Below are 18,438 nucleotides of genomic sequence, written 5' to 3' on the forward strand. Positions count from 1 at the left end.
AGCTATTAAAGAACGAGGACGCGATGGAATAATACAAAATCCCGTCTCGGCGAAAGCGAGGCGGGATTTTCATATGATCTATATATTATTTCTCTGCAAGGTATTCTTTGATCTTATCAAACGTCTCTTCGCTTATTATGTGTTCTATGCGGCAGGCGTCGGTCTCGGCGGTCTCCGGAGAGACGCCGACTACGTCGGCAAGGAACCTCGTGATGAAACGGTGCCGTTCATAGATCGCGTCGGCCCGTGCGCGGCCCTGTTCCGTAAGGACCAGCTCGCCGTTTGCCTCCATAGTTATGAAACCATCGTCCCTTAATATACCCATCGCGCGGCTTACGCTCGGTTTGCTGACGGATAGCTTGCGCGCCACATCTATCGAACGTACGGAGCCGTTTTTATTTTGTAGTATCAATATCGTCTCAAGATAGTTTTCTCCAGATTCCTGCATAGAGATCACCTGCGCCTTTTATTTTCTATTATTGATTTTTATATTTTATCTTAAAAAACATTTTAAGTATACTTTAAAAAGGGACGGTGACACAGCGGCCATAATGGACATCACAGGCATAGCTGGTAAACGTTAGACGTTTGCCGCCGCTCGCCGTCGGCCCTGCTTGAATCTTTCCCCCTTTTTACCTATACTTCTAGGATATAGTATATAAGTATATATTTGGAAGTATCGTCGCCGCTGTCAGGAGGTGTTTCCGGTGAAAATATCTTCTTTGGAACTTAATAATTTTATGTTATTCGACAGGCTCAGTCTAAGGTGGTCCCCGAAGATAAATATCATCAGCGGGGAGAACAGCACCGGAAAGACGACGCTGATCAAGGCGATGTACGCCGCGCTTAAGGGCGTCTCCGAGGGCAGGCTCGACAGGATGACGAAGGAGGAGATCGAGGGCGGCCTGGTAAAAAAGCTCCAGGGCGTCTTTCGTCCCGACGACGATAAGATCGGCCGCTTGGCCAGCCGCGGCTCCGGCGGCAGCCGGGCCTCACTCTCGCTCTGCATCGGCGCGGAGGATTCAGTCTCCGTCGGCTTCAGCAGCCGGCAGGACCGCCATGCCGACGTGAGCGTTAATATCGGCGTTTCGGAGGATGGCATGGCCCCCTATTTCCCGGTCTATATTCCGCCGAAGGAGATGATCTCCGCCACGGAGCATTTCCAGTCTCTTTACGAGACTTACCATATTGACTTTGAAGAGATGTACTACGACCTGACGAAGCTGCTGGACCGTCCGCTCAAGAAGGGCGGCAACACCGAGCAGCAGAACAGCGTCATCGAGAGCTTCGGCAGGATAATCAACGGCAGCATCGTACAGAGGGATAAAAAATTCTATCTCAAGATGAAGGGCAAGGGAGAGTTCGAGATGGGACTTGTCTCGGAGGGCTACCGTAAGCTCGCGACCATCATCTATCTCATCTCTTCGGGAAGCCTCAACGAAAATTCGATCCTCTTCTGGGACGAGCCGGAGACCAATATGAATCCGATGATGATAAAGCCGATCGCCGAGGCGGTGGCGAAGCTCGCGGAGATGGGCGTCCAGGTCTTCATCACAACACACGACTATTTCGTGCAGCAGTCCTTTAATCTGCTCTCGGCCTACCCGCCGGCGGGTTCCGCTCCGGCGGATATCAAGTTTATCTCGCTCTACAAGGAGGACGGGCAGCTCTGCTTCGAAGAGGGGCGCACCGTCTCGGAGCTGAACCACAACTCTATTATGGAGGAGTTCGACAACCTCTACGACAGAGAGCAGGAGCTCATCTATGGAAATTGAGGAGAGCGGCATCAGCTTCATCTTCCGCAATGACCGGGTGGTCAAGTTTGACGACAGCGAGTTTTACCGGCGCTACTTCAACTGCCTTCCCCATAGCAAAGGGGTGGACTTCATCTGCGAATCGGAGGGCAAGCGGGCGCTCATCGAGGTGAAGAACTGCCGCGGCCACGAAGCGGAAAATGTATGGCGGATCGGGACCGACAACGCCAAGAGGGATGTCATCACGCCCTCCCCCGGCGACGAACGTGAGAGCCTCGATATCGAAATGAGCCTCAAGGCGGCGATGACCATCGCCTGCCTCTGCGGGGCCCTGTCAAAGGGGAGTGGCTGTTTTCACGCGGGAAAACTTTCCGAGCTCTGCCGCCCTCTCGGCGCAGGCGGCGAGCCGCTCTATATCATTCTCTTTCTCGAGGGGGATTTTTTCTTTGAGACAAGGAGCAAAAAGATGATCATGGACAGGCTTCAGACAAGTATCCGCAAGAAGCTCTCGTGGCTGAACTGCAGCGTTTCGGTCATGGACTCTTCAACATACAAGAAAAAATTTTTTACTATAAGGCAGAATCAGGCTGAATCATGTTGAATAACTACTTTGCAAAAAAAGAACCGTCCATAGAGGGGCTCGTGCGCTGGATCGCCGACCTTGGCGGCAAAGCTCCCGCGATAAAGAAGCTGCCTGCTCACCCCGCCGCCTTCGGCAGTTTCGGTGCGCTCGACCCGCGCATTGTAAACGCGCTGAAAAAACGCGGCGTGGAGGCGCTCTATTCGCACCAGAGCGCGGCGGTGGAGTGCGCGCTCTCGGGGATCGACTGCGTCATCGCAACGCCGACGGCTTCGGGAAAGACACTTTGCTATAATCTGCCGGTCATGCACGCGGTCCTGCAGGACGCCAGCGCGCGCGCCCTCTATCTCTTCCCGACAAAGGCCCTCGCGCAGGACCAGCTCGCGGAGCTTGGAGAGCTCGCCGCCTTCGCCGACGGCAAGATTCACGGCTTTGTCTATGACGGCGACACCGATCCCGTCAAACGGCGGCAGGCGCGCAGCGAGGGGCATATAGTCATTACTAACCCGGACATGCTCAACTCCGGAATACTGCCGCACCACACAAAGTGGTCCGACTATTTCCGAAATCTCAAATATATTGTCGTCGACGAGCTGCACACATACCGCGGGATCTTCGGCTCGCATCTCGCGAACCTCTTTTCACGCCTCGCGCGCATCTGCGAATTTTACGGCTCTCACCCGACCTTTATCTGCTGCTCCGCGACGATCGCCAACCCAGACGAACACGCGCAGGCGCTGATAGGCCGCTCCGTGAAGCTGATCACGGAGAGCGGCGCGCCTGCCTCGGAGAAGGAGATCATCATCTATAATCCGCCAGTCATCGACTGGAGGACGGGGATGCGGCGCTCGTCGCTCTTTGAGACCTCGCGCATCGCCGCCGAGGCGCTGGCCTCTGGCATCAGCACGATCGTCTTTACGCGTTCACGCCTCAATGTCGAGCTGCTGCTCAAATCCATCCGTGCCGACCTCGTGAAGCGGGGCGCGGACCCGATGATGATCATGGGCTACCGCGGCGGTTATCTGCCGAAGGAGCGCCGGAAAATCGAACACGACCTGCGCAGCGGCGAGCTGCGCGGCGTCGTCAGCACAAACGCCCTTGAACTTGGCATCGACATCGGCTCTCTCGCCCTCGCCGTGCTGCACGGCTATCCCGGCAGCATCGCCTCCGCCTGGCAGCAGATCGGGCGCGCGGGACGGCGCGGCGCGATTTCAGCGGCGGTGATGGTCGCCTCCGCCGATCCGCTCGACCAGTTCCTCGCGCAGCGCCCCGAATGGTTCTACGGAGCGCCGACGGAGAGGGCGCGCATCGATCCCTATAATCCCTATATACAGGTGAGCCACGTCAAGTGCTCCGCCTTCGAACTGCCCTTCCACGCGGGAGAGAGGTTCGGCGGTCAGGATGTTGACGCGATACTCGACTACCTCGCGGACCACGAGGTGCTGCACCGCGTGAACGAGGCGGATGAGGCGCGATATTACTGGCAGGCCGACTCCTACCCCGCCGCGGGGCTCTCTCTGCGCAGCGCGACGGGGGAAAATTACACTATAACGGATATCACCGTCGAGACAAAGCCCGTCGTCATCGGCACGATGGACCGCCGTTCGGCGCCGACGCTGATCTTCCCCGACGCCATCTATTTCCACGGCGGCAAGTCGTACATCGTCGAGTCGCTCGACACGGAGAAGATGCAGTGCTTCATCAGAGAGATCGCCGCGGATTACTACACCGACGGCGACGCCTCGCTGCGCATCAACATCACCGACGACTTCGAGACGCAGGGCAACTACGGCTGGGGCGAGGTGGTGGTAACGCTGACGCCGACGATATTTAAGAAGATAAAGCTTGCGACGCATGAGAACGCCGGCTTCGGGCAGATAAGCCTGCCGGAGGAGCAGATGCACACCACCGCCTGCTGGCTGATGATGCCGCTGTGCCGTCAGGAGGACGCGGAGCTTAAGCTCGCGATGGAGGGGCTGGAACACCTGATACGCAACACCGCGCCGCTCTTCCTCATGTGCGACCGCGCGGACATCCTTGTGACTAGCCGCCTCAAGGACCCGCAGCTGCGGCGCGCGGCCATCTATATTATTGATAACATCCCCGGCGGCGTCGGCCTCGCGGAGGGTACCTTCGAGATAAAGAACGAGCTCGTCAAAACGGCGCTTTCCGTGATGAACTCCTGCGGCTGCCGCAGCGGCTGTCCCGGCTGCGTCGGCGCCTCCGGCGGCGATTTCAACATCAAGGCCGCCGTTAAAGAACTGGCGGAACAGATTTTGGCGGGGAAATAGATAAAAGCCGCCCCGCTGCGGGACGGCCTTATTTATTTTGTTCCAGATTCCTTTACGTTACAGCCCCAGCAGCCTTGCGGCGTTTTCTCCGAGGATCATCTTTTTCTCCTCTTCGCCGATGTCGAGGCTGTTTATCAGCCCGATCTCCATCGAGGGCAGGTGCCAGGGGTAGTCGCTGCCAAAGAGGATACGCTCGGCGCCGTGGCGGCGGATGATGTCACGGAACATCTCTTTGTCGAGCCAAGGGTCGGCCGCGTAGGCGGTGTCGAAGTAGAGGTCATATTTTCCCGCCAGATGGTCGAAAACGTCACGCGCGAGGCGCAGTCCGCCCATGTGCGCGGCGACGAGTTTCAGGCCGGGGAAATTTTTTACGACATTAATGGTCATTTCGACCGAGGCGCGCATCTCATCGCGGTATGTCGCGTCCCAGCCCGCGTGAAAGACGACTACGAGGTTGAGCGCCCGCGCCAGGTCATAAACGGGAAAAAGCCTCTTATCGTCCACATCGGCGCGCTGTAACGGGGGATGCAGCTTTATGCCTTTAAGCCCCTCGTCCGATATCTTCCAGACGTATTCAAGGGCGTATTCCGAACCCGGCATTACTGAGCCGAAGGATATCAGCCTCTCCGAATCTATCTCCTTTGCAAAAGAGAGGACGTGTTCATGTTGCGTCTCCTTCGTCACAATATTGAGCACGACGCTTTTGTCAACGCCGCACTCGTCCATTGTCCTGATAAGCGATCCCACGGTAGCCGGAGCGTAATAGGGAACCTCGCACTGCTGCTGAAGCTTCGTCATCGCCGCATCGGCCATCTTATAGGGAAAAACGTGTGTATGAAAGTCTATAATCATGAGGGAAACTATATCACTATTTTTTACTTTCGGCATAGGTAAAATCGGCTTAGCGCTTTTCCGTCAAAGTTTTTTTGCAAAAATTTTATCGCGTGGTTGTAATATTGAGGGTAGAATGTATCTTGCTTAAGGCAAAATAAGCAAGGGGGAATGGTTTTGCAGATTTTAGCGGCGCTTTTGCTTGACGCCCTTTTTGGAGATCCCAGATGGCCGACGCACCCCGTGGTATTGGTGGGACGGCTGATAACCTTTTACGAGAAATTTTTCTACGCCCGCGAAGATGGCAGAAGGCGCGGCCTGCTGTTCTGCGCCGCGGTGCTCGCCACCGTAGCGGCGGTCGTCGCCGTGGCTATAACCGCCGCCGGATTCATCGGCAGATGGGCGCAGACGGCCCTCAATATCTACCTGCTCTACGCGGCGATCGCCTTCAAGTCCCTCAAGGATGAATCGCTGCCCGTGGCCCGCGCGCTCGCAAGCGGCAACCTGGAACGCGCGCGCAAACAGGTGGGGCGCATAGTCGGCCGCGACACCGAGCGGCTTGACGCGGGCGGCGTTACTCGCGCGGCGGTCGAGACCATCGCGGAGAGCTATATCGACGGCGTCGTCTCCGTGCTCTTCTGGATGACGGTCGGCTCGCTGTTCGGGCTTGCCGCGGTATTCGCCTGGCTCTTCAAAGCAGCGAGCACGATGGATTCTATGGTCGGCTATGACGACGAGCGCTACCGCGATTTCGGCTGGGCGGCGGCAAAGCTCGACGATATTCTGAATTTTATCCCCGCGCGCCTCGGCGCAATTATCGCCATCGGCGCGGGCGCGCTCGCCAATATGGATTACCGCCGCGCGTGGAGAATATTCCGGCGTGACCGGCTGAACCACAAGAGCCCTAACAGCGCCCACGGCGAGAGCGTCTTCGCGGGGCTGCTCGGCATCCGCCTGGGCGGCGGCGCCTTTTACGGCGGCGAGTGGGAGGCCCGTCCGACGCTCGGCGACGATCTGCGAGAACCGGAGCCAAACGACATCCTGCGCGCCCACTATATAATGAACATTTCCGTAGCGCTCTGTGCGGTGCTGATCTTTGCGGTGGAGAGGCGGCTTTACTGATGGAATTCCGGCTTCACGGCGCAAACCCTGAAAAGTTATATGAACTCTTCGGCCTCCAGATGCCGGAGCGCCTCTACGATTTCAGCACCAATACCAACGCCGTGGCGCAGCGCGGGGGCTTCGTCCCCGACCTGCGCGCGGCGCTGGAGGATTACCCCGACGACGAATGTCTTGCGCTGCGCGCGCTCCTCGCGGAGGCGACGGGAGCCGCGCCGGAAAATATCCTGGTGACCAGCGGCTCCAACGAGTCGATCTATCTCATCGCCTCTTATGAGGCGGCGCGGGAAAACCGCATACTTCAGCCGGTCTACGGCGAGTATCTGCGCGCGCTGAAAAATTTCGGCGCGGCTCCGCTCAACATCTTAGACCTTCGCGCGGCGAAGCTTCCCGCAGAGGGCGCTGTCTGGCTCTGTAATCCCTGCAACCCGACGGGGGGCTTCATCCCCGACGGAGAGCTTGATGAGATCGCGGCGCGGCACCCACGAACGCTTTTTATCGTCGACGAGGCCTATCGCGATTTTATCTGGACCGACGAGACACTGGCCCCCTACCGGCCGCGGCCTAACGTCGTCAGGCTGCGTTCGCTGACAAAGACGTACAACCTCTGCGGAGCGCGTATCGGTTATATCCTCGCCGACGCCGAGATGACGGAGAGGCTGAGGAGACGGCAGCCGAGCTGGAGCGTCAGCGGCCTCGCGCAGCAGGCGGCGCTCTTCTTCCTCGCGGACGCCACGCTGCTGCGCCGCACGAAAGATTATTACGCCGCGGAGATGCCGCGGCTCATCTCCGCGGTGAACGGGGCGGGTTTTCCGACGCTGCCAAGCTGTGTGAACTATTTCCTGGCAGCGGTCGACGACGACGAAAGGTTCATCCGTTTTATGCTGGAACGGGGCATCGTCGTGCGCCACACGAGAAATTTTCCCGGGCTCGACGGAAGATATGTACGCATCGCGGCGCGGACGAGGCCGGAGAACGACATCCTGCTCGCCGCGATGGAGGATTACCGTTGAGGATTTATCTCATCCGCCACGCGCAGTCGCTCGCGAACGCGGAGAATGTCTGGACCGGCCAGCGCGACATCCCGCTTTCGCCGCAGGGCGCGGCGGAGCAGCGGGCGATATGCGCGCGTTTTTCCTATCCGCGCGCCGAGTTCTATTTTTCATCGCCGCTGAAACGCTGCACGCAGTCGCTTGAGCTGATTTACGGACGCGCCGCCGACTATCTTCCCGCGGCGCTCTCCGAATGTTCGCTGGGCATCCTTGAGGGGCGTCCCTATACGAATCTCGACGACGACCCCAACTATACCGCCTGGCTCGCAGCCCCCAATCGGCCAATAGAGCGGGGCGAGAGTTTCAACGGTTTTACGGAGCGCGTCTGCGCCGGTTTTGCGGCGCTGCTTTCGCGCTGCCGCGCGGCGGGGGTATCAACGGCCGCCGGCACAATGCACGGCAATGTGATGCGCGCGGTACTGCACCGCTTCGCCGATAAAAATATTCCCCACGGAGAGTGGCGGATACCGAACGGAGGCATGTATATTCTCGAATTTGACGCGGATGACGAACTGGTATCATGGAGTGCCGCGCCCGGCTTTCTCTTTGTCTGATGTGACAAAATTATCCGGAGCGCCGCTAAAAATCACCTGTACACCCGGTCGCCATCTGTTATAATTACCACAAAATTGAATATTGTCTTTCTCAGTAAGGGAAACCGGTGCGGATTTTTTCCTATGCCGGTGCGGCCCCGCCACTGTGGATCAGACGAAAGCGCAAGGATGTCACTGGAATTAATTTTATTCTGGGAAGGCGCGCAAGTAGGATGAAGATAAGCCAGGAAATCTGCTGGAGAAAGGTTTAAGGAAGGGGGTCTGTTTGCGCGGGCAAACATCTTCGCAGTAACTTGTTTCAGCTTTTTATCAGCTGACAGGACACGGACTCGGGGGATCGCTTCCGGGTCTTTTTTTATTGGGCCCAGAATTTTTCTGGATTGGCGATGATCGAAAGGATGGAAATATTTCTCATGAAATCGTTTGTAATAGCTCTCGTGATGTTAACACTGGTAATGTCAGGCACGGCCTTCGCCGCCGCTCCCAAGGATAAACCCGACAAGAAGGGTATCCTCGTAGTCGCCTTCGGCACCTCGATGCCGGATGCGAAAAAGGCGATCGACAATCTCGTCGACTCGACGAAGAAAGCCTTCCCCGACACCGAAGTGCGCCTAGCCTATACGTCGAACATCATCCGCAGGAAGATAGCGAAGGAACAAAACGTCAACATCCCCACGCCGACCTCGGCGCTCGCGCAGATGAACGACGAAGGCTTCACCCACGTCTATGTGATGCCGATGCACATCATCCCCGGAGAAGAGTATGACGACATTGCTGGACTCGTGAACGGCGTCGCCTCGGTGAAGGGCAAGTATGAATTCAAAGAGCTGAAACTCGGCCGCCCCTATCTTTCATCGGCCGCCGACTGCGATCTGATGGCCGACATTCTCATGAAGCGCTTCGCGAAGGATCTCGCGAAGAAGGGCACCGTGATCGTCCTCATGGGACACGGCACGCCGCACCACGCCGCGAACGCGATGTACAGCCAGCTCCAGCTTTCGCTCGACAAGAAGGCCCCCGGCCGCTTTGCTCTCGGCACTGTCGAAGCGGCGCCGATGATCGAAGATGTGATCGCGCGCCTCAAGCGTGACAAGGGCGTGAAGACGCTCGTCATCTCCCCGCTGATGATCGTCGCGGGCGACCACGCGAACAACGACCTCGCCGATAAGGACGATCCCGAATCATGGTACAGCCAGCTGAAGGCTGCGGGCTACAAGGATATCAAGACCTTCCTCGTCGGCCTTGGCGAAGATGCGGACATGGCCCGCGTCTACGTCTCCAAGATCAAGGATATGATGAAATAAACGATGACCGGCGCGGCGGAGCTCTCTGAGCATAGACGGCAGCTGTATATAAAGCGTCTGCGTCTCGCGGCGCTGCTCTGTCTGCTTTTGCTCGCCGCCGCGCTCTGGCGGCTCGGCGCTGGCGAGTGGGATATTCCCGCCGCCCGCGTCGCGGCGCTTTTGAATCCGTTTTTAGACGAAGCCTCGCGCACCACTCCCGAGGCTCTCGTGATCCGCAGCGTCAGGCTGCCGCGCTTTCTCGCCGCCGTGGGAACGGGAGGACTGCTCGCCGTCGCGGGCGCGGTGCTGCAGGGGCTGCTCACAAATCCGCTCGCCGAGCCCTATACGCTGGGGATAGCGGCGGGCGCGGCCTTTGGCGGCGCTCTCGGCTTCTTTTTCGGCTCGTTCGCGGTAACACCGATGGCCTTTGCCGGCGCGATGGCCGCTCTCTGGCTCGTCAGCCTCATCGCCGCGCGCAGCGGCGGCGGCGCGGCCTATATAGTTCTCGCCGGCATCATAACCAACGCGATACTCTCCGCGGGCGTCACCTTTCTTAAGGCGATCGCGGACGACCGCCTCAGCGCCATCGTCCTCTGGCTCATGGGCAGCCTTTCGGGAGCCTCGCCGCTTTCCGCCCTCTCGGTCTGGGGCGCGGCCCTCATATTATTTATACCCGCCTTTATCTACGCGCGCCAGATAGACGCCGTCTCGCTCTCAGAGGGACAGGGAGCGCTGCTCGGCATCGATGAGAAAAAGCTGCGCGGCCTGCTGCTCGCGCTTTCGTCGCTCGCCACCGCCGCCGCGGTCAGCTTCTTCGGGATCATCGGCTTCGTCGGCCTCGTGGTCCCGCACCTCATGCGCACCTTTACGGGGCCGGCGACAAGACCGCTGCTCATATTCAGCTTCCTCGGCGGCGGGCTGCTGCTCGCGCTCGCTGACGGAGCGGCGCAGAACCTCGGAGAACTCCCCGTGGGCGTCATCACGGCGCTCATCGGCGGCCCCTTCTTCTGCTGGATATTGATGGGCAGGAGGCGCGGCGCATGAGCGCCTATACCTTCAGCGGACTCTGCGCCGGTTACGGCGCGAAAAAGATAATCGACGGCATCAGCGGCGAGATAGAAAACGGCAGGATAACGGCGCTCATCGGTCCGAACGGCGGCGGCAAGAGCACGCTGCTGCGCACGCTCGGCGGCCTCGGAAACTACAGCGGCAAGCTCGCGCTCGGCGAGCGTGAAGTAAAGGATATCCCGCGCCGCGACTTCGGGCGATTGGTGGGCTTTCTGCCGCAGAGCATCGGCGTGAAGGCCGCCTTCTCCGTCTACGAGATAATCTCGCTCGGACGTCTGCCTTTCCACGGGGCGCTTGAACCGATGAAGCCGGAGGACGACAGGATAATCCTTAAGAGCGCGGAGCTCGCGGAGGTGGACCATCTGCTCTTTCGCACCGCGACGGAGCTCTCCGGGGGAGAACGGCAGCGCGTGTTGTTCGCGATGATCCTCGCCCAGCAGCCGGAGCTCTTTTTGCTTGACGAACCGACCTCGGCGCTCGACCCGAGCCATTCGCGGCGTATATTTTCGCTGCTGCGGCGGCTTGCCTCAGAGGGCAGGAGCGTCGTCGCGGCGGCGCACGACCTGAACAGCGCGATCTCCTGCTGCGACGACTTTATCGCGCTCAAAGAGGGAAAGATCATCGCCCGCGGCCCGGTCGGGCTTCTGGACGAAAAAATATTACATGAACTGTACGGCATAAGGTTCCGCCGCTACAGATCGGAGGAGGGCGATACGGCATGGCACCCAGAATAGTTGTATATGTCCTTATCATATTTTTACTCTCACCGCTCCGCGCGGAGGCGGCGGCCAAACGTATAGTCTCCCTTTATCCGGGGCACACCGACAACATCGTCGCGCTTGGCGGCGAAAGACAGCTCGTCGCCGTCTCCAAAAACGACGATGACGACATGCTGCCGAAGCTGCCGCGTTTTTCGGCGAAAAGCGGCGCGGAGGAGATATTGGCGCTGAAACCCGACCTCGTCCTGACGCGCGGCCTCGCGGAGCGGCAGAACCCGCAGCTTCGCAGCGTGCTGGAGCGCGCCGGCGTGCGGGTCGTTTCAATAGAGCCGCCGAGATGGGATGAATTCTCCTCTTATCTGCGGGAGCTCGCCGCGCTCATCGGAAGCGACCCGGCAGCCGCCGAGGCGAAGCTGAAAAATATCCGCGGCACGATCGCCTCCGAGGCGGCGAAGAAATCAGGCGGCAAAAGCCCCGTCGTTTTCGTGGAGGCTACGGCGAAGGAGCTGCACACCTGCTCGCCTGATTCGTGGGCGGCAAAGCTCGTCGAACTCGCGGGAGGCAGGAACGCCGCCCCCGACGCGCGGGCGATCCGTAAAGGCAGCGCGATAGCTCCCTACGGCCTCGAGCGGATACTCAAGGCCGCCGCCGCGGGCAATATAGATATCTACCTGATACAGCAGGGCACGATGAACGCCTCTAACATGAAGACGCTCGTATCGCGCCCCTGGTATCCGGCGATAAAAAAGATAAAGACAGCCGTCGTTCCGGAGGGAGAGCTGAGCCGTCCGTCGCTGCTCGGACTTGAGGCCGGAGGGCGAAGGCTGATAAAAATATTCTACGGAGAGTGAAGATTTTGAAATTTACAGTTGTCGGCGTAGGCCCCGGAGATCCCGAGCTGGTCACGCTCAAAGCGCTAAGGATCATAAAAGAGGCGGACGTCGTGCTGACGCCCTATTCACCGCGCGGTAAGTTCTCCGTCGCCGAGCAGATAGTGCGCGCGAACATTCCGGAGGTCAAAACGACCCCCATCACCTTCCCGATGCTCACCGACACTGAGGAGCGCGAGAAGTTTCTCCTTGGCGAACTGGAGCGGATCGGCGGTTCGTGGCGCGGCGCAAAGAGCGTGGTGCTCCCCGTCATAGGCGACTCGGCGCTCTACGCGACAGGCTCCTATCTCTTCGACGCCTGGAAGAAGATCGTCCCCGATCTTGAGCTCTCGCTGGTGCCGGGTATCTCCGCGCATCAGCTCGCGGCCTCGCGCATCGGCTCCTTCCTCGCGATGGGAGAGGACGTCTTTTCTGTAATACCCTGCATCGACGACCGCGAGGGGATCGTGGCGGCGCTGCGCCGCGCCGATTCCGCGGCGCTCTATAAGCCCTGCATATTGAGGGAGAAACTCGCGGAGGTCGTCGCGGAGGCGGGACCCTGGGGGCGTATGGCGCGCATCGACCGCGCGGGACTCGCCGATGAAAAGATTTACGAGGGCGCGGCGGCGCTGGAGCCCGCCGAGGAATATCTCTCGATACTCCTGCTCTGGCGGAGCTAAATGGACTGGCGCGGCCTGGTCGCGGGCGAGCTGCGGCTCACCTTCGACATCCTCTTCGGACTTCTTATCGGCTTTGCGGTCCTGAGAAGCGGCCTCGCCGACAGGCTTATGCGGCGGCTCGTGCCGCATCTGCAAAAGGCGGGAATCGGCTCAGAGCTAGGCATGGCGCTGACGCTGAGCCTCGGCTCCGCGAAGGCGGGGGCGGCCTTCATCGCCTCGGCGCTCGACAGCGGCAAGCTGTCGGAACGCTCGGCAAAATGGGGGACGCTGCTGCTCTCCTTCCCCGCCTATCTGCACCGCTGGCCATCGACGATGGTGATGGCCACCTCGATGGCGGGTGTGTCGGGAGCGATCTTTGGTTCGATCCTGCTGCTGCGCAGCGCGGCGCGCTTCGTGCTGATACTCTTCATCCTCAAGCGCGGCGGCGCGGCGGAAGAGGCGCCGGCGGATACGGCCTCCGGCGGCGCGGCAAAGGATATCCGCTTCAACAAGCGGCTGCTCAAGACCCTGCCTATCGCCTGGTTCTTCTTCGCGGTCGCCTATATGCTGGTACCGTGGGCCGAGAGCACGATAAAGGAGTGGCTGCTGGCTGGAACGATACTGCCGCTCGCGGCGCTCACGGTGGCCGCCGCCTCTATCGCGCACGTCTCGGCGGCGCTCGCGCTCGCGGGCGGCAGCCTCGCGGCGGGCGAGCTGACGACAGCGCAGGCGGTCTTCGCGCTGCTGCTCGGGAACAGCTTCGGCATCGTCACACGGCTCTTCCGCGCGAACGCCGGTTATTATTTCGGCCTCTTCAGCAGGGAGATGGCTAAGCAGCTTTTATTCTGGAACTTTACGACGACCGCGGGATTCGCGGTGCTGTCGATAGCGCTGGCGGCTCTGCCGCTGTTGTTTTGAAGCCGCTCGCCGGGAGCGGATATTGGCCGGCAGACATCGGTCTCACGACAGACAAAATATACGCGACGGCTGCCGGAGACCGGGTATTTAATAGAGCAGTCTTTCTTTACAAAAAATTTTAAAGATGAGGTGACCGCTATGAGACCAGACGAAATAGAACAGGCAAGCATGAGGATCATCGCCTCCGAGATGGGGGCCTGGCTCGGCGCTCCCGAGGAGCTGCCGGTGGTAAAGCGCGTGATACACACGACGGCGGACTTCGACTTCGCGGAGAATATGCGTTTCTCCAAAGAGGCCGTGAAGCTCGCGCGCGCGGCGCTGAAAAGCGGCGCTTCCGTCGTCACCGACACCAATATGGCGGCGTCGGGCATCAACAAAGCGGCCTGCGCGCGCTTCGGCGTCGAGGTCGTCTGCCGCATGGCCGACCCCGCGGTGCGCGAGGCGGCGGAGGCGCGCGGCACTACGCGCGCCGTCGTGAGCATGGAGGAGGCGGCGAAGGCCACCCCCAACGCCATTTTCGCGATCGGGAACGCCCCCACCGCGCTGATACGCCTCTGCGAGCTGATCGACGAGGGCAAATGCGCCCCCGCGCTGGTCATCGGTGTGCCGGTGGGCTTCGTCAACGTCGTCGAATCAAAGGAGCGCCTTCTCGCGACGAAGGTGCCCTATATAACCGCCGTGGGGCGCAAGGGCGGATCGCCGGTCGCCTCCACGATCGTGAACGCGCTGCTCTATGGCGTCGAATAGGGAGCTCCGCGAGGGATATTCGACGGGAAGCTGCGCGGCGGCGGCGGCGAAGGCCGCGGCGCTCCGCGCGCTGGGGTCGCCCTGCCCCGCGAGCGTAGAGATAACGACGCCGGAGGAGAGGATCTTCACGCTGCCGGTCGTCGGATATGAGGACGGCAGCTGCGGCGTGATAAAGGACGCGGGAGACGACCCGGACTCGACGGACGGCATCATGATAAGGGCCGCCGTGAAACTCTCTCCCGCGCCGGGAGCGGTGAGTTTCCTCGCCGGCGAGGGGGTGGGTACGGTGACCCTGCCGGGGCTCAAGGTCCCCATCGGCGAACCGGCGATCAATCCCGTGCCGCGCATGATGATCGAGCGCGCGCTGCGCGAGGTGATCGGCGCGCGCGGCGCGGAAGTCACCATCTCGGCGCCGCAGGGCGCGGAGGTCGCGAAACGCACCTTCAACCCGCGGCTGGGGATCGTCGGCGGTATCTCGATCCTCGGCACCTCTGGACGCGTGAAGCCGATGAACGAGGCTTCGCTGCTCGAATCGCTGACACTGGAGCTCAACACCCACGCGGCGGAGGGGCGCGAAGCGGTGGCGGTCGCCTTCGCGGGGACGGGTGAGAACGCGCTGCGCAGGGCCTATGAGATAAACAACCGCGCCGTCGTGCAGTGCGGGAACTATATCGGCCATCTGCTCGACGAATCGGCCCGCCTCGGACTGAAGCGGCTGCTGATCGGCGGGCACCCGGGGAAGCTGCTCAAGGTCGCGGCGGGCAGCTTCAACACCCACAACCGCACCGGCGGCGGCGCGAAAGAGGCGCTCTGCGCGCAGGCGGCGATCGCGGGAGCTCCCGCCGCCACCGTGAAGGCCCTCTACGAGTGTCCCACCACCGAAGAGGCGATGCGCCTCGTGCGCAAAGAGGGCTTGGATTTTTTATGGACGATACTGGCGCGTATCGCCGCGAAACGCTGCGAGGAACGCGCCTTTGAAGATATAAAGACAGCCGTCGCCTTCATCGACAACGGCGGAATAATTCTCGGCGCGACTGATGACGCGCCGTCCTTTGCGGAGGAGATAAGAGATGGGAAATAGGCTTTATGTTCTGGGAGCCGGACCGGGCGATATAGAAGAGGTGACGCCGACGGTGAGCGCCGCGATCGCCGCCTCGCGCGCGGTCGCCTGCTCTCCGCGCCATCTGCACATCGCCGCGGGGCATCCGAACGTCATCGAGATGAAGAGCTTCAAGGAGACCTTCGAGCGCCTTCGCGAGGAGCTTAAGCTCGGCGACGCGGCGGTCGTCGTCTCCGGCGACACAGGGATATTCAGCCTGCTGCCGCTGATAAAGAAAAATTTCCCCGACGACGAGATCACCGTCCTCCCCGGCATCAGCTCGCTCCAGAGCCTTTGCGCCAAGGCGGCCGAAACATGGCAGGAGGCCGTGATCCTCTCGGGACACGGACGCGAGATCGGCGGCGCGAAGATACTTGACGCCGTGGAGCATAACCGCGCGGCGATCTTCTTCTGCGACGCGCAGAAGAACCCCGCCTGGCTCTGCTCGCTGCTCGCGGATGCGGGGCTCGGCGCGGTGGAGGCGGTGGTCGGCGAAAGGCTCGGCGCGAAGGACGAACGCGTCAGCCGCGGCGAGGCGCGCGCGCTCGCGAAGGAGAGCTTCGACGCGCTTTCGATCGTACTGCTGATAAACAAAGACTTCACCGAGCGTCCGCCTCTGCTGCCGGAGGACGCCGATTTTATCCGCGTCGCCGGCGTGCCGATGACGCACGAGGAGGTACGCGCCGTGATAACGGCGAAGCTGCGCCTGACACCGGAATCCGTAGTCTGGGACCTCGGCGCCGGCACCGGTTCGGTATCCGTGGCGGCGGCCCAGCTATGCCGCGAGCTCCACGCGGTGGAGATAAACAATGAGGCGGCGGCGCTGATACGCGCGAACGCGGAAAAGTTCCGCCTCCACAATATAAAGGTATACGAGGGCTCGGCGCTTTCGGTGATAGACGCCCTGCCTGACCCTGACGCCGTCTTTGTCGGCGGCAGCGGCCCCGAGCTTCCCATGATATTCGAGCGGATCGCGGCGCGCGGCGCGGGAATACGTCTCGTCGTCTCCGCCGTCTCGCTTAAGACAATCGCGCTCTGCACGCAGGAGCTCGCGGGAGAAAATTTTACCGGATTTGACGCGGCGCAGGTCGCCGTGAGCAGAATAAAGACCGTCGGCAAGACGCAGATATGGCAGGCGCAGAACCCCGTTGTGATTTTTTCGGCGGTGACCGGCGCCGCGAAGGGAGAATAGATCAATGATACATTTTGTCGGAGCGGGGCCGGGAGCCCCGGATTTGATCACGCTGCGCGGAGCGCGGCTCCTTGAGGAGGCGGGGATGATAATCTACGCCGGTTCCCTCGTGAACCCGGAACTATTGAAGCGCGCGAAAGAGGGCTGCGAGATACACGACAGCGCCTCCATGACGCTCGACGAGGTAATAGAGAAGCTGCGCGAGTCGCACGAGGCCGGAGTCGACGCGGTGCGCCTCCACACCGGCGACCCCTCGATCTACGGCGCGATACGCGAGCAGATGGACAGGCTCAAGGCGCTCGGCATCCCCTATGACATCACCCCCGGCGTCAGCTCCTTCTGCGCCGCGGCCGCGGCGGCGGAGGTGGAATACACCCTGCCGGCGGTGAGCCAGACGGTGATAATCACGCGCATGGAGGGGCGCACGCCGGTTCCCGATAAGGAAAAGATACGGCTGCTCGCCTCGCACCAGGCCTCGATGGTGCTCTTTCTCTCGACGGGGCTGCTTGACGGCCTCTGCGCCGAGCTTATCATGGGCGGCTACGCTCCCGAGACCAAGGCCGTCATGGTCTACAAGGCCTCCTGGCCCGAGCAGAGGGTGATACGTGCCACGCTCGCCACCCTGCCGCTGCTCGCCTCGGAGGCGGGAATAAAAAATACGGCCCTGATACTCGTCGGGGACTTCCTCGGCGACGAGTACGAGCTTTCGAAGCTCTACGACAAACACTTCTCCCACGGCTTCCGAAAGGCCGCCGAATAAAAGATGAATCTCTGCGCGGCGGCATTTTCGGAGAGGGGGGCAAAACTGGCGAGGCGGATCGCGCTGGCCTTCGGCGGCAGCGCCTGGGCCCCGGAAAAATACGCGGGCGGCGGCGTGCTGCCCTTCGGCGTATCTCTCGGCGAATGGACGAAAGAGCGCTTCGCGGAGGCGGAGGCGCTGGTATTCGTCTCCTCCTGCGGGATCGCGGTACGCGCCGTCGCTCCGTACCTTAAAGGCAAAGATAAAGATCCCGCGGTAATCGTTGCCGACGAACGGGGCCTCAGCGTGATATCGCTGCTCTCGGGACACATCGGCGGCGCGAACGAACTCACGCTGCGCATCGCCGAAGCTATCGGAGCCCGCCCAGTGATCACCACCGCCACCGACGTGAACGGCATCACGCCGCCCGACTCATGGGCGGTGAAGAACAACTGCGCCATTGAGAACCTTCCCGCCGCGAAGCGCGTCGCCGCCGAGCTGCTCTCGGGACACGCCGTCGGCGTCGCCGTCACCGATGAACTGCAGCCCGCTCCCTATCCGGTGACGCTGTGGCTGCGGCCCAAAAACCTCATCGTCGGCGTCGGCTGCAAGCGCGGCACGGAGCCGGAGCTGCTGCGCGGATGCTTTTTGGACTTTATGAAACAGAGCGGTTATTCGCCGCTCTCCGTCGCCTCCGTCGCCTCCGTCGAACAAAAAAAAGACGAGGCGGCGGTCGCCGGACTCGCGGAATTTTATGAGATACCCTTCGAGACCTTCTCCGCGGAGACGCTGATGGCGCTGCCGGGGGAATTTACCCCCTCGCCCGCGGCGCTCGCGGCGGTCGGGACCGACAACGTCTGTGAACGCGCGGCGCTCGCCGCCTCGCGCGGCGGCTACATGGTGCGTCTCAAAACAAAATACCCCGGCATCACCTTCGCGCTGGCAAGAAAAAGGAGTCTGTGAC

General features: G+C 60.9%; 20 protein-coding genes and 1 riboswitch (1 of these 21 cut by a window edge). Of the genes, 18 read left to right on the forward strand and 2 right to left on the reverse strand.

The window, feature by feature from the left end:
• A protein-coding gene (locus BED41_RS15310) for a helix-turn-helix domain-containing protein (RefSeq protein WP_066748317.1) crosses the window boundary here: on the forward strand, window positions 1-32 show its final stretch. 445 nt of this gene lie to the left of the window's left edge; 32 of the gene's 477 nt are visible here — the last part of the coding sequence; its start codon lies beyond the left edge, outside the window; the stop codon is at window positions 30-32.
• Window positions 33-85: 53 nt separating this feature from the next.
• Here the strand turns inward: BED41_RS15310 and BED41_RS15315 are convergent, their stop codons facing one another.
• Complete coding sequence (locus tag BED41_RS15315; RefSeq protein ID WP_066748325.1) at window positions 86-448, reverse strand: metal-dependent transcriptional regulator; 363 nt, start codon at window positions 446-448, stop codon at window positions 86-88.
• Window positions 449-707: 259 nt separating this feature from the next.
• Between BED41_RS15315 and BED41_RS15320 the strand changes: the two genes are divergently transcribed.
• The 3 genes from BED41_RS15320 to BED41_RS15330 are packed head-to-tail and all read left to right on the forward strand — an operon-like array spanning window position 708 to window position 4,625.
• Window positions 708-1,775 carry an AAA family ATPase gene (locus tag BED41_RS15320; RefSeq protein WP_066748329.1) on the forward strand — a complete coding sequence of 356 codons (1,068 nt, stop codon included), beginning with the start codon at window positions 708-710 and terminating at the stop codon, window positions 1,773-1,775.
• Window positions 1,765-2,355, forward strand: a complete 591-nt coding sequence (locus tag BED41_RS15325) for a DUF6661 family protein (RefSeq protein WP_066748333.1) — start codon at window positions 1,765-1,767, stop codon at window positions 2,353-2,355. Before BED41_RS15320 ends, BED41_RS15325 begins: the two co-directional genes overlap by 11 nt.
• Window positions 2,349-4,625: a DEAD/DEAH box helicase gene (locus BED41_RS15330; RefSeq protein ID WP_229712331.1), complete on the forward strand. Its 2,277-nt coding sequence runs from the start codon at window positions 2,349-2,351 to the stop codon at window positions 4,623-4,625. The genes BED41_RS15325 and BED41_RS15330 overlap by 7 nt, the downstream gene beginning before the upstream one ends.
• 57 nt (window positions 4,626-4,682) lie before the next feature.
• Here BED41_RS15330 and BED41_RS15335 read toward each other — a convergent pair whose 3' ends face one another.
• A complete protein-coding gene (locus BED41_RS15335; protein WP_084002518.1) occupies window positions 4,683-5,513 on the reverse strand; it encodes an amidohydrolase family protein in 831 nt (276 codons plus the stop codon).
• Between the two features lie 120 nt (window positions 5,514-5,633).
• Between BED41_RS15335 and cbiB the strand changes: the two genes are divergently transcribed.
• The 14 genes from cbiB to BED41_RS15405 all read left to right on the forward strand — a co-directional run bounded on the left by cbiB (window position 5,634) and on the right by BED41_RS15405 (window position 18,437).
• Entirely contained in the window at window positions 5,634-6,578 is a 945-nt protein-coding gene (cbiB, locus tag BED41_RS15340) for an adenosylcobinamide-phosphate synthase CbiB (protein WP_168160293.1), read from the forward strand.
• Window positions 6,578-7,588 (forward strand): aminotransferase class I/II-fold pyridoxal phosphate-dependent enzyme, encoded by a 1,011-nt coding sequence (locus tag BED41_RS15345; RefSeq protein ID WP_066748342.1) that lies wholly within the window; start codon window positions 6,578-6,580, stop codon window positions 7,586-7,588. The genes cbiB and BED41_RS15345 overlap by 1 nt, the downstream gene beginning before the upstream one ends.
• Window positions 7,585-8,181: a histidine phosphatase family protein gene (locus BED41_RS15350; RefSeq protein WP_066748345.1), complete on the forward strand. Its 597-nt coding sequence runs from the start codon at window positions 7,585-7,587 to the stop codon at window positions 8,179-8,181. The genes BED41_RS15345 and BED41_RS15350 overlap by 4 nt, the downstream gene beginning before the upstream one ends.
• 75 nt (window positions 8,182-8,256) lie before the next feature.
• A riboswitch (cobalamin riboswitch) is annotated at window positions 8,257-8,436 on the forward strand.
• A gap of 158 nt (window positions 8,437-8,594) precedes the next feature.
• Complete coding sequence (locus BED41_RS15355) at window positions 8,595-9,485, forward strand: sirohydrochlorin cobaltochelatase (RefSeq protein WP_229712333.1); 891 nt, start codon at window positions 8,595-8,597, stop codon at window positions 9,483-9,485.
• A 3-nt stretch (window positions 9,486-9,488) separates the two neighbouring features.
• Window positions 9,489-10,508 carry a FecCD family ABC transporter permease gene (locus BED41_RS15360; protein WP_066748348.1) on the forward strand — a complete coding sequence of 340 codons (1,020 nt, stop codon included), beginning with the start codon at window positions 9,489-9,491 and terminating at the stop codon, window positions 10,506-10,508.
• Window positions 10,505-11,266, forward strand: coding sequence for an ABC transporter ATP-binding protein (locus tag BED41_RS15365; RefSeq protein ID WP_066748351.1), 762 nt, complete (start codon window positions 10,505-10,507; stop codon window positions 11,264-11,266). The genes BED41_RS15360 and BED41_RS15365 overlap by 4 nt, the downstream gene beginning before the upstream one ends.
• On the forward strand, window positions 11,251-12,102 hold the full coding sequence (locus BED41_RS15370) for an ABC transporter substrate-binding protein (protein ID WP_066748356.1): 852 nt from the start codon (window positions 11,251-11,253) through the stop codon (window positions 12,100-12,102). The genes BED41_RS15365 and BED41_RS15370 overlap by 16 nt, the downstream gene beginning before the upstream one ends.
• A gap of 5 nt (window positions 12,103-12,107) precedes the next feature.
• Window positions 12,108-12,800, forward strand: coding sequence for an SAM-dependent methyltransferase (locus tag BED41_RS15375; RefSeq protein WP_066749387.1), 693 nt, complete (start codon window positions 12,108-12,110; stop codon window positions 12,798-12,800).
• Window positions 12,801-13,697, forward strand: coding sequence for a hypothetical protein (locus BED41_RS15380; RefSeq protein WP_066748359.1), 897 nt, complete (start codon window positions 12,801-12,803; stop codon window positions 13,695-13,697). It abuts the gene before it with no gap.
• A gap of 138 nt (window positions 13,698-13,835) precedes the next feature.
• Window positions 13,836-14,444, forward strand: coding sequence for a precorrin-8X methylmutase (locus tag BED41_RS15385; RefSeq protein WP_066748362.1), 609 nt, complete (start codon window positions 13,836-13,838; stop codon window positions 14,442-14,444).
• Window positions 14,431-15,525 carry a cobalt-precorrin-5B (C(1))-methyltransferase CbiD gene (cbiD, locus tag BED41_RS15390; protein WP_066748365.1) on the forward strand — a complete coding sequence of 365 codons (1,095 nt, stop codon included), beginning with the start codon at window positions 14,431-14,433 and terminating at the stop codon, window positions 15,523-15,525. The genes BED41_RS15385 and cbiD overlap by 14 nt, the downstream gene beginning before the upstream one ends.
• A complete protein-coding gene (locus BED41_RS15395; RefSeq protein ID WP_066748367.1) occupies window positions 15,515-16,735 on the forward strand; it encodes a bifunctional cobalt-precorrin-7 (C(5))-methyltransferase/cobalt-precorrin-6B (C(15))-methyltransferase in 1,221 nt (406 codons plus the stop codon). The genes cbiD and BED41_RS15395 overlap by 11 nt, the downstream gene beginning before the upstream one ends.
• A gap of 4 nt (window positions 16,736-16,739) precedes the next feature.
• The gene (gene cobM / locus BED41_RS15400) at window positions 16,740-17,495 is read left to right on the forward strand and encodes a precorrin-4 C(11)-methyltransferase (RefSeq protein WP_066748369.1); all 756 of its coding nucleotides are present in this window, start codon (window positions 16,740-16,742) and stop codon (window positions 17,493-17,495) included.
• 3 nt (window positions 17,496-17,498) lie between these two features.
• A complete protein-coding gene (locus BED41_RS15405; RefSeq protein ID WP_066748371.1) occupies window positions 17,499-18,437 on the forward strand; it encodes a cobalt-precorrin 5A hydrolase in 939 nt (312 codons plus the stop codon).
• Window position 18,438: the final 1 nt, after the last annotated feature.

This window comes from Cloacibacillus porcorum (genome assembly GCF_001701045.1).
Classification (GTDB): domain Bacteria; phylum Synergistota; class Synergistia; order Synergistales; family Synergistaceae; genus Cloacibacillus; species Cloacibacillus porcorum.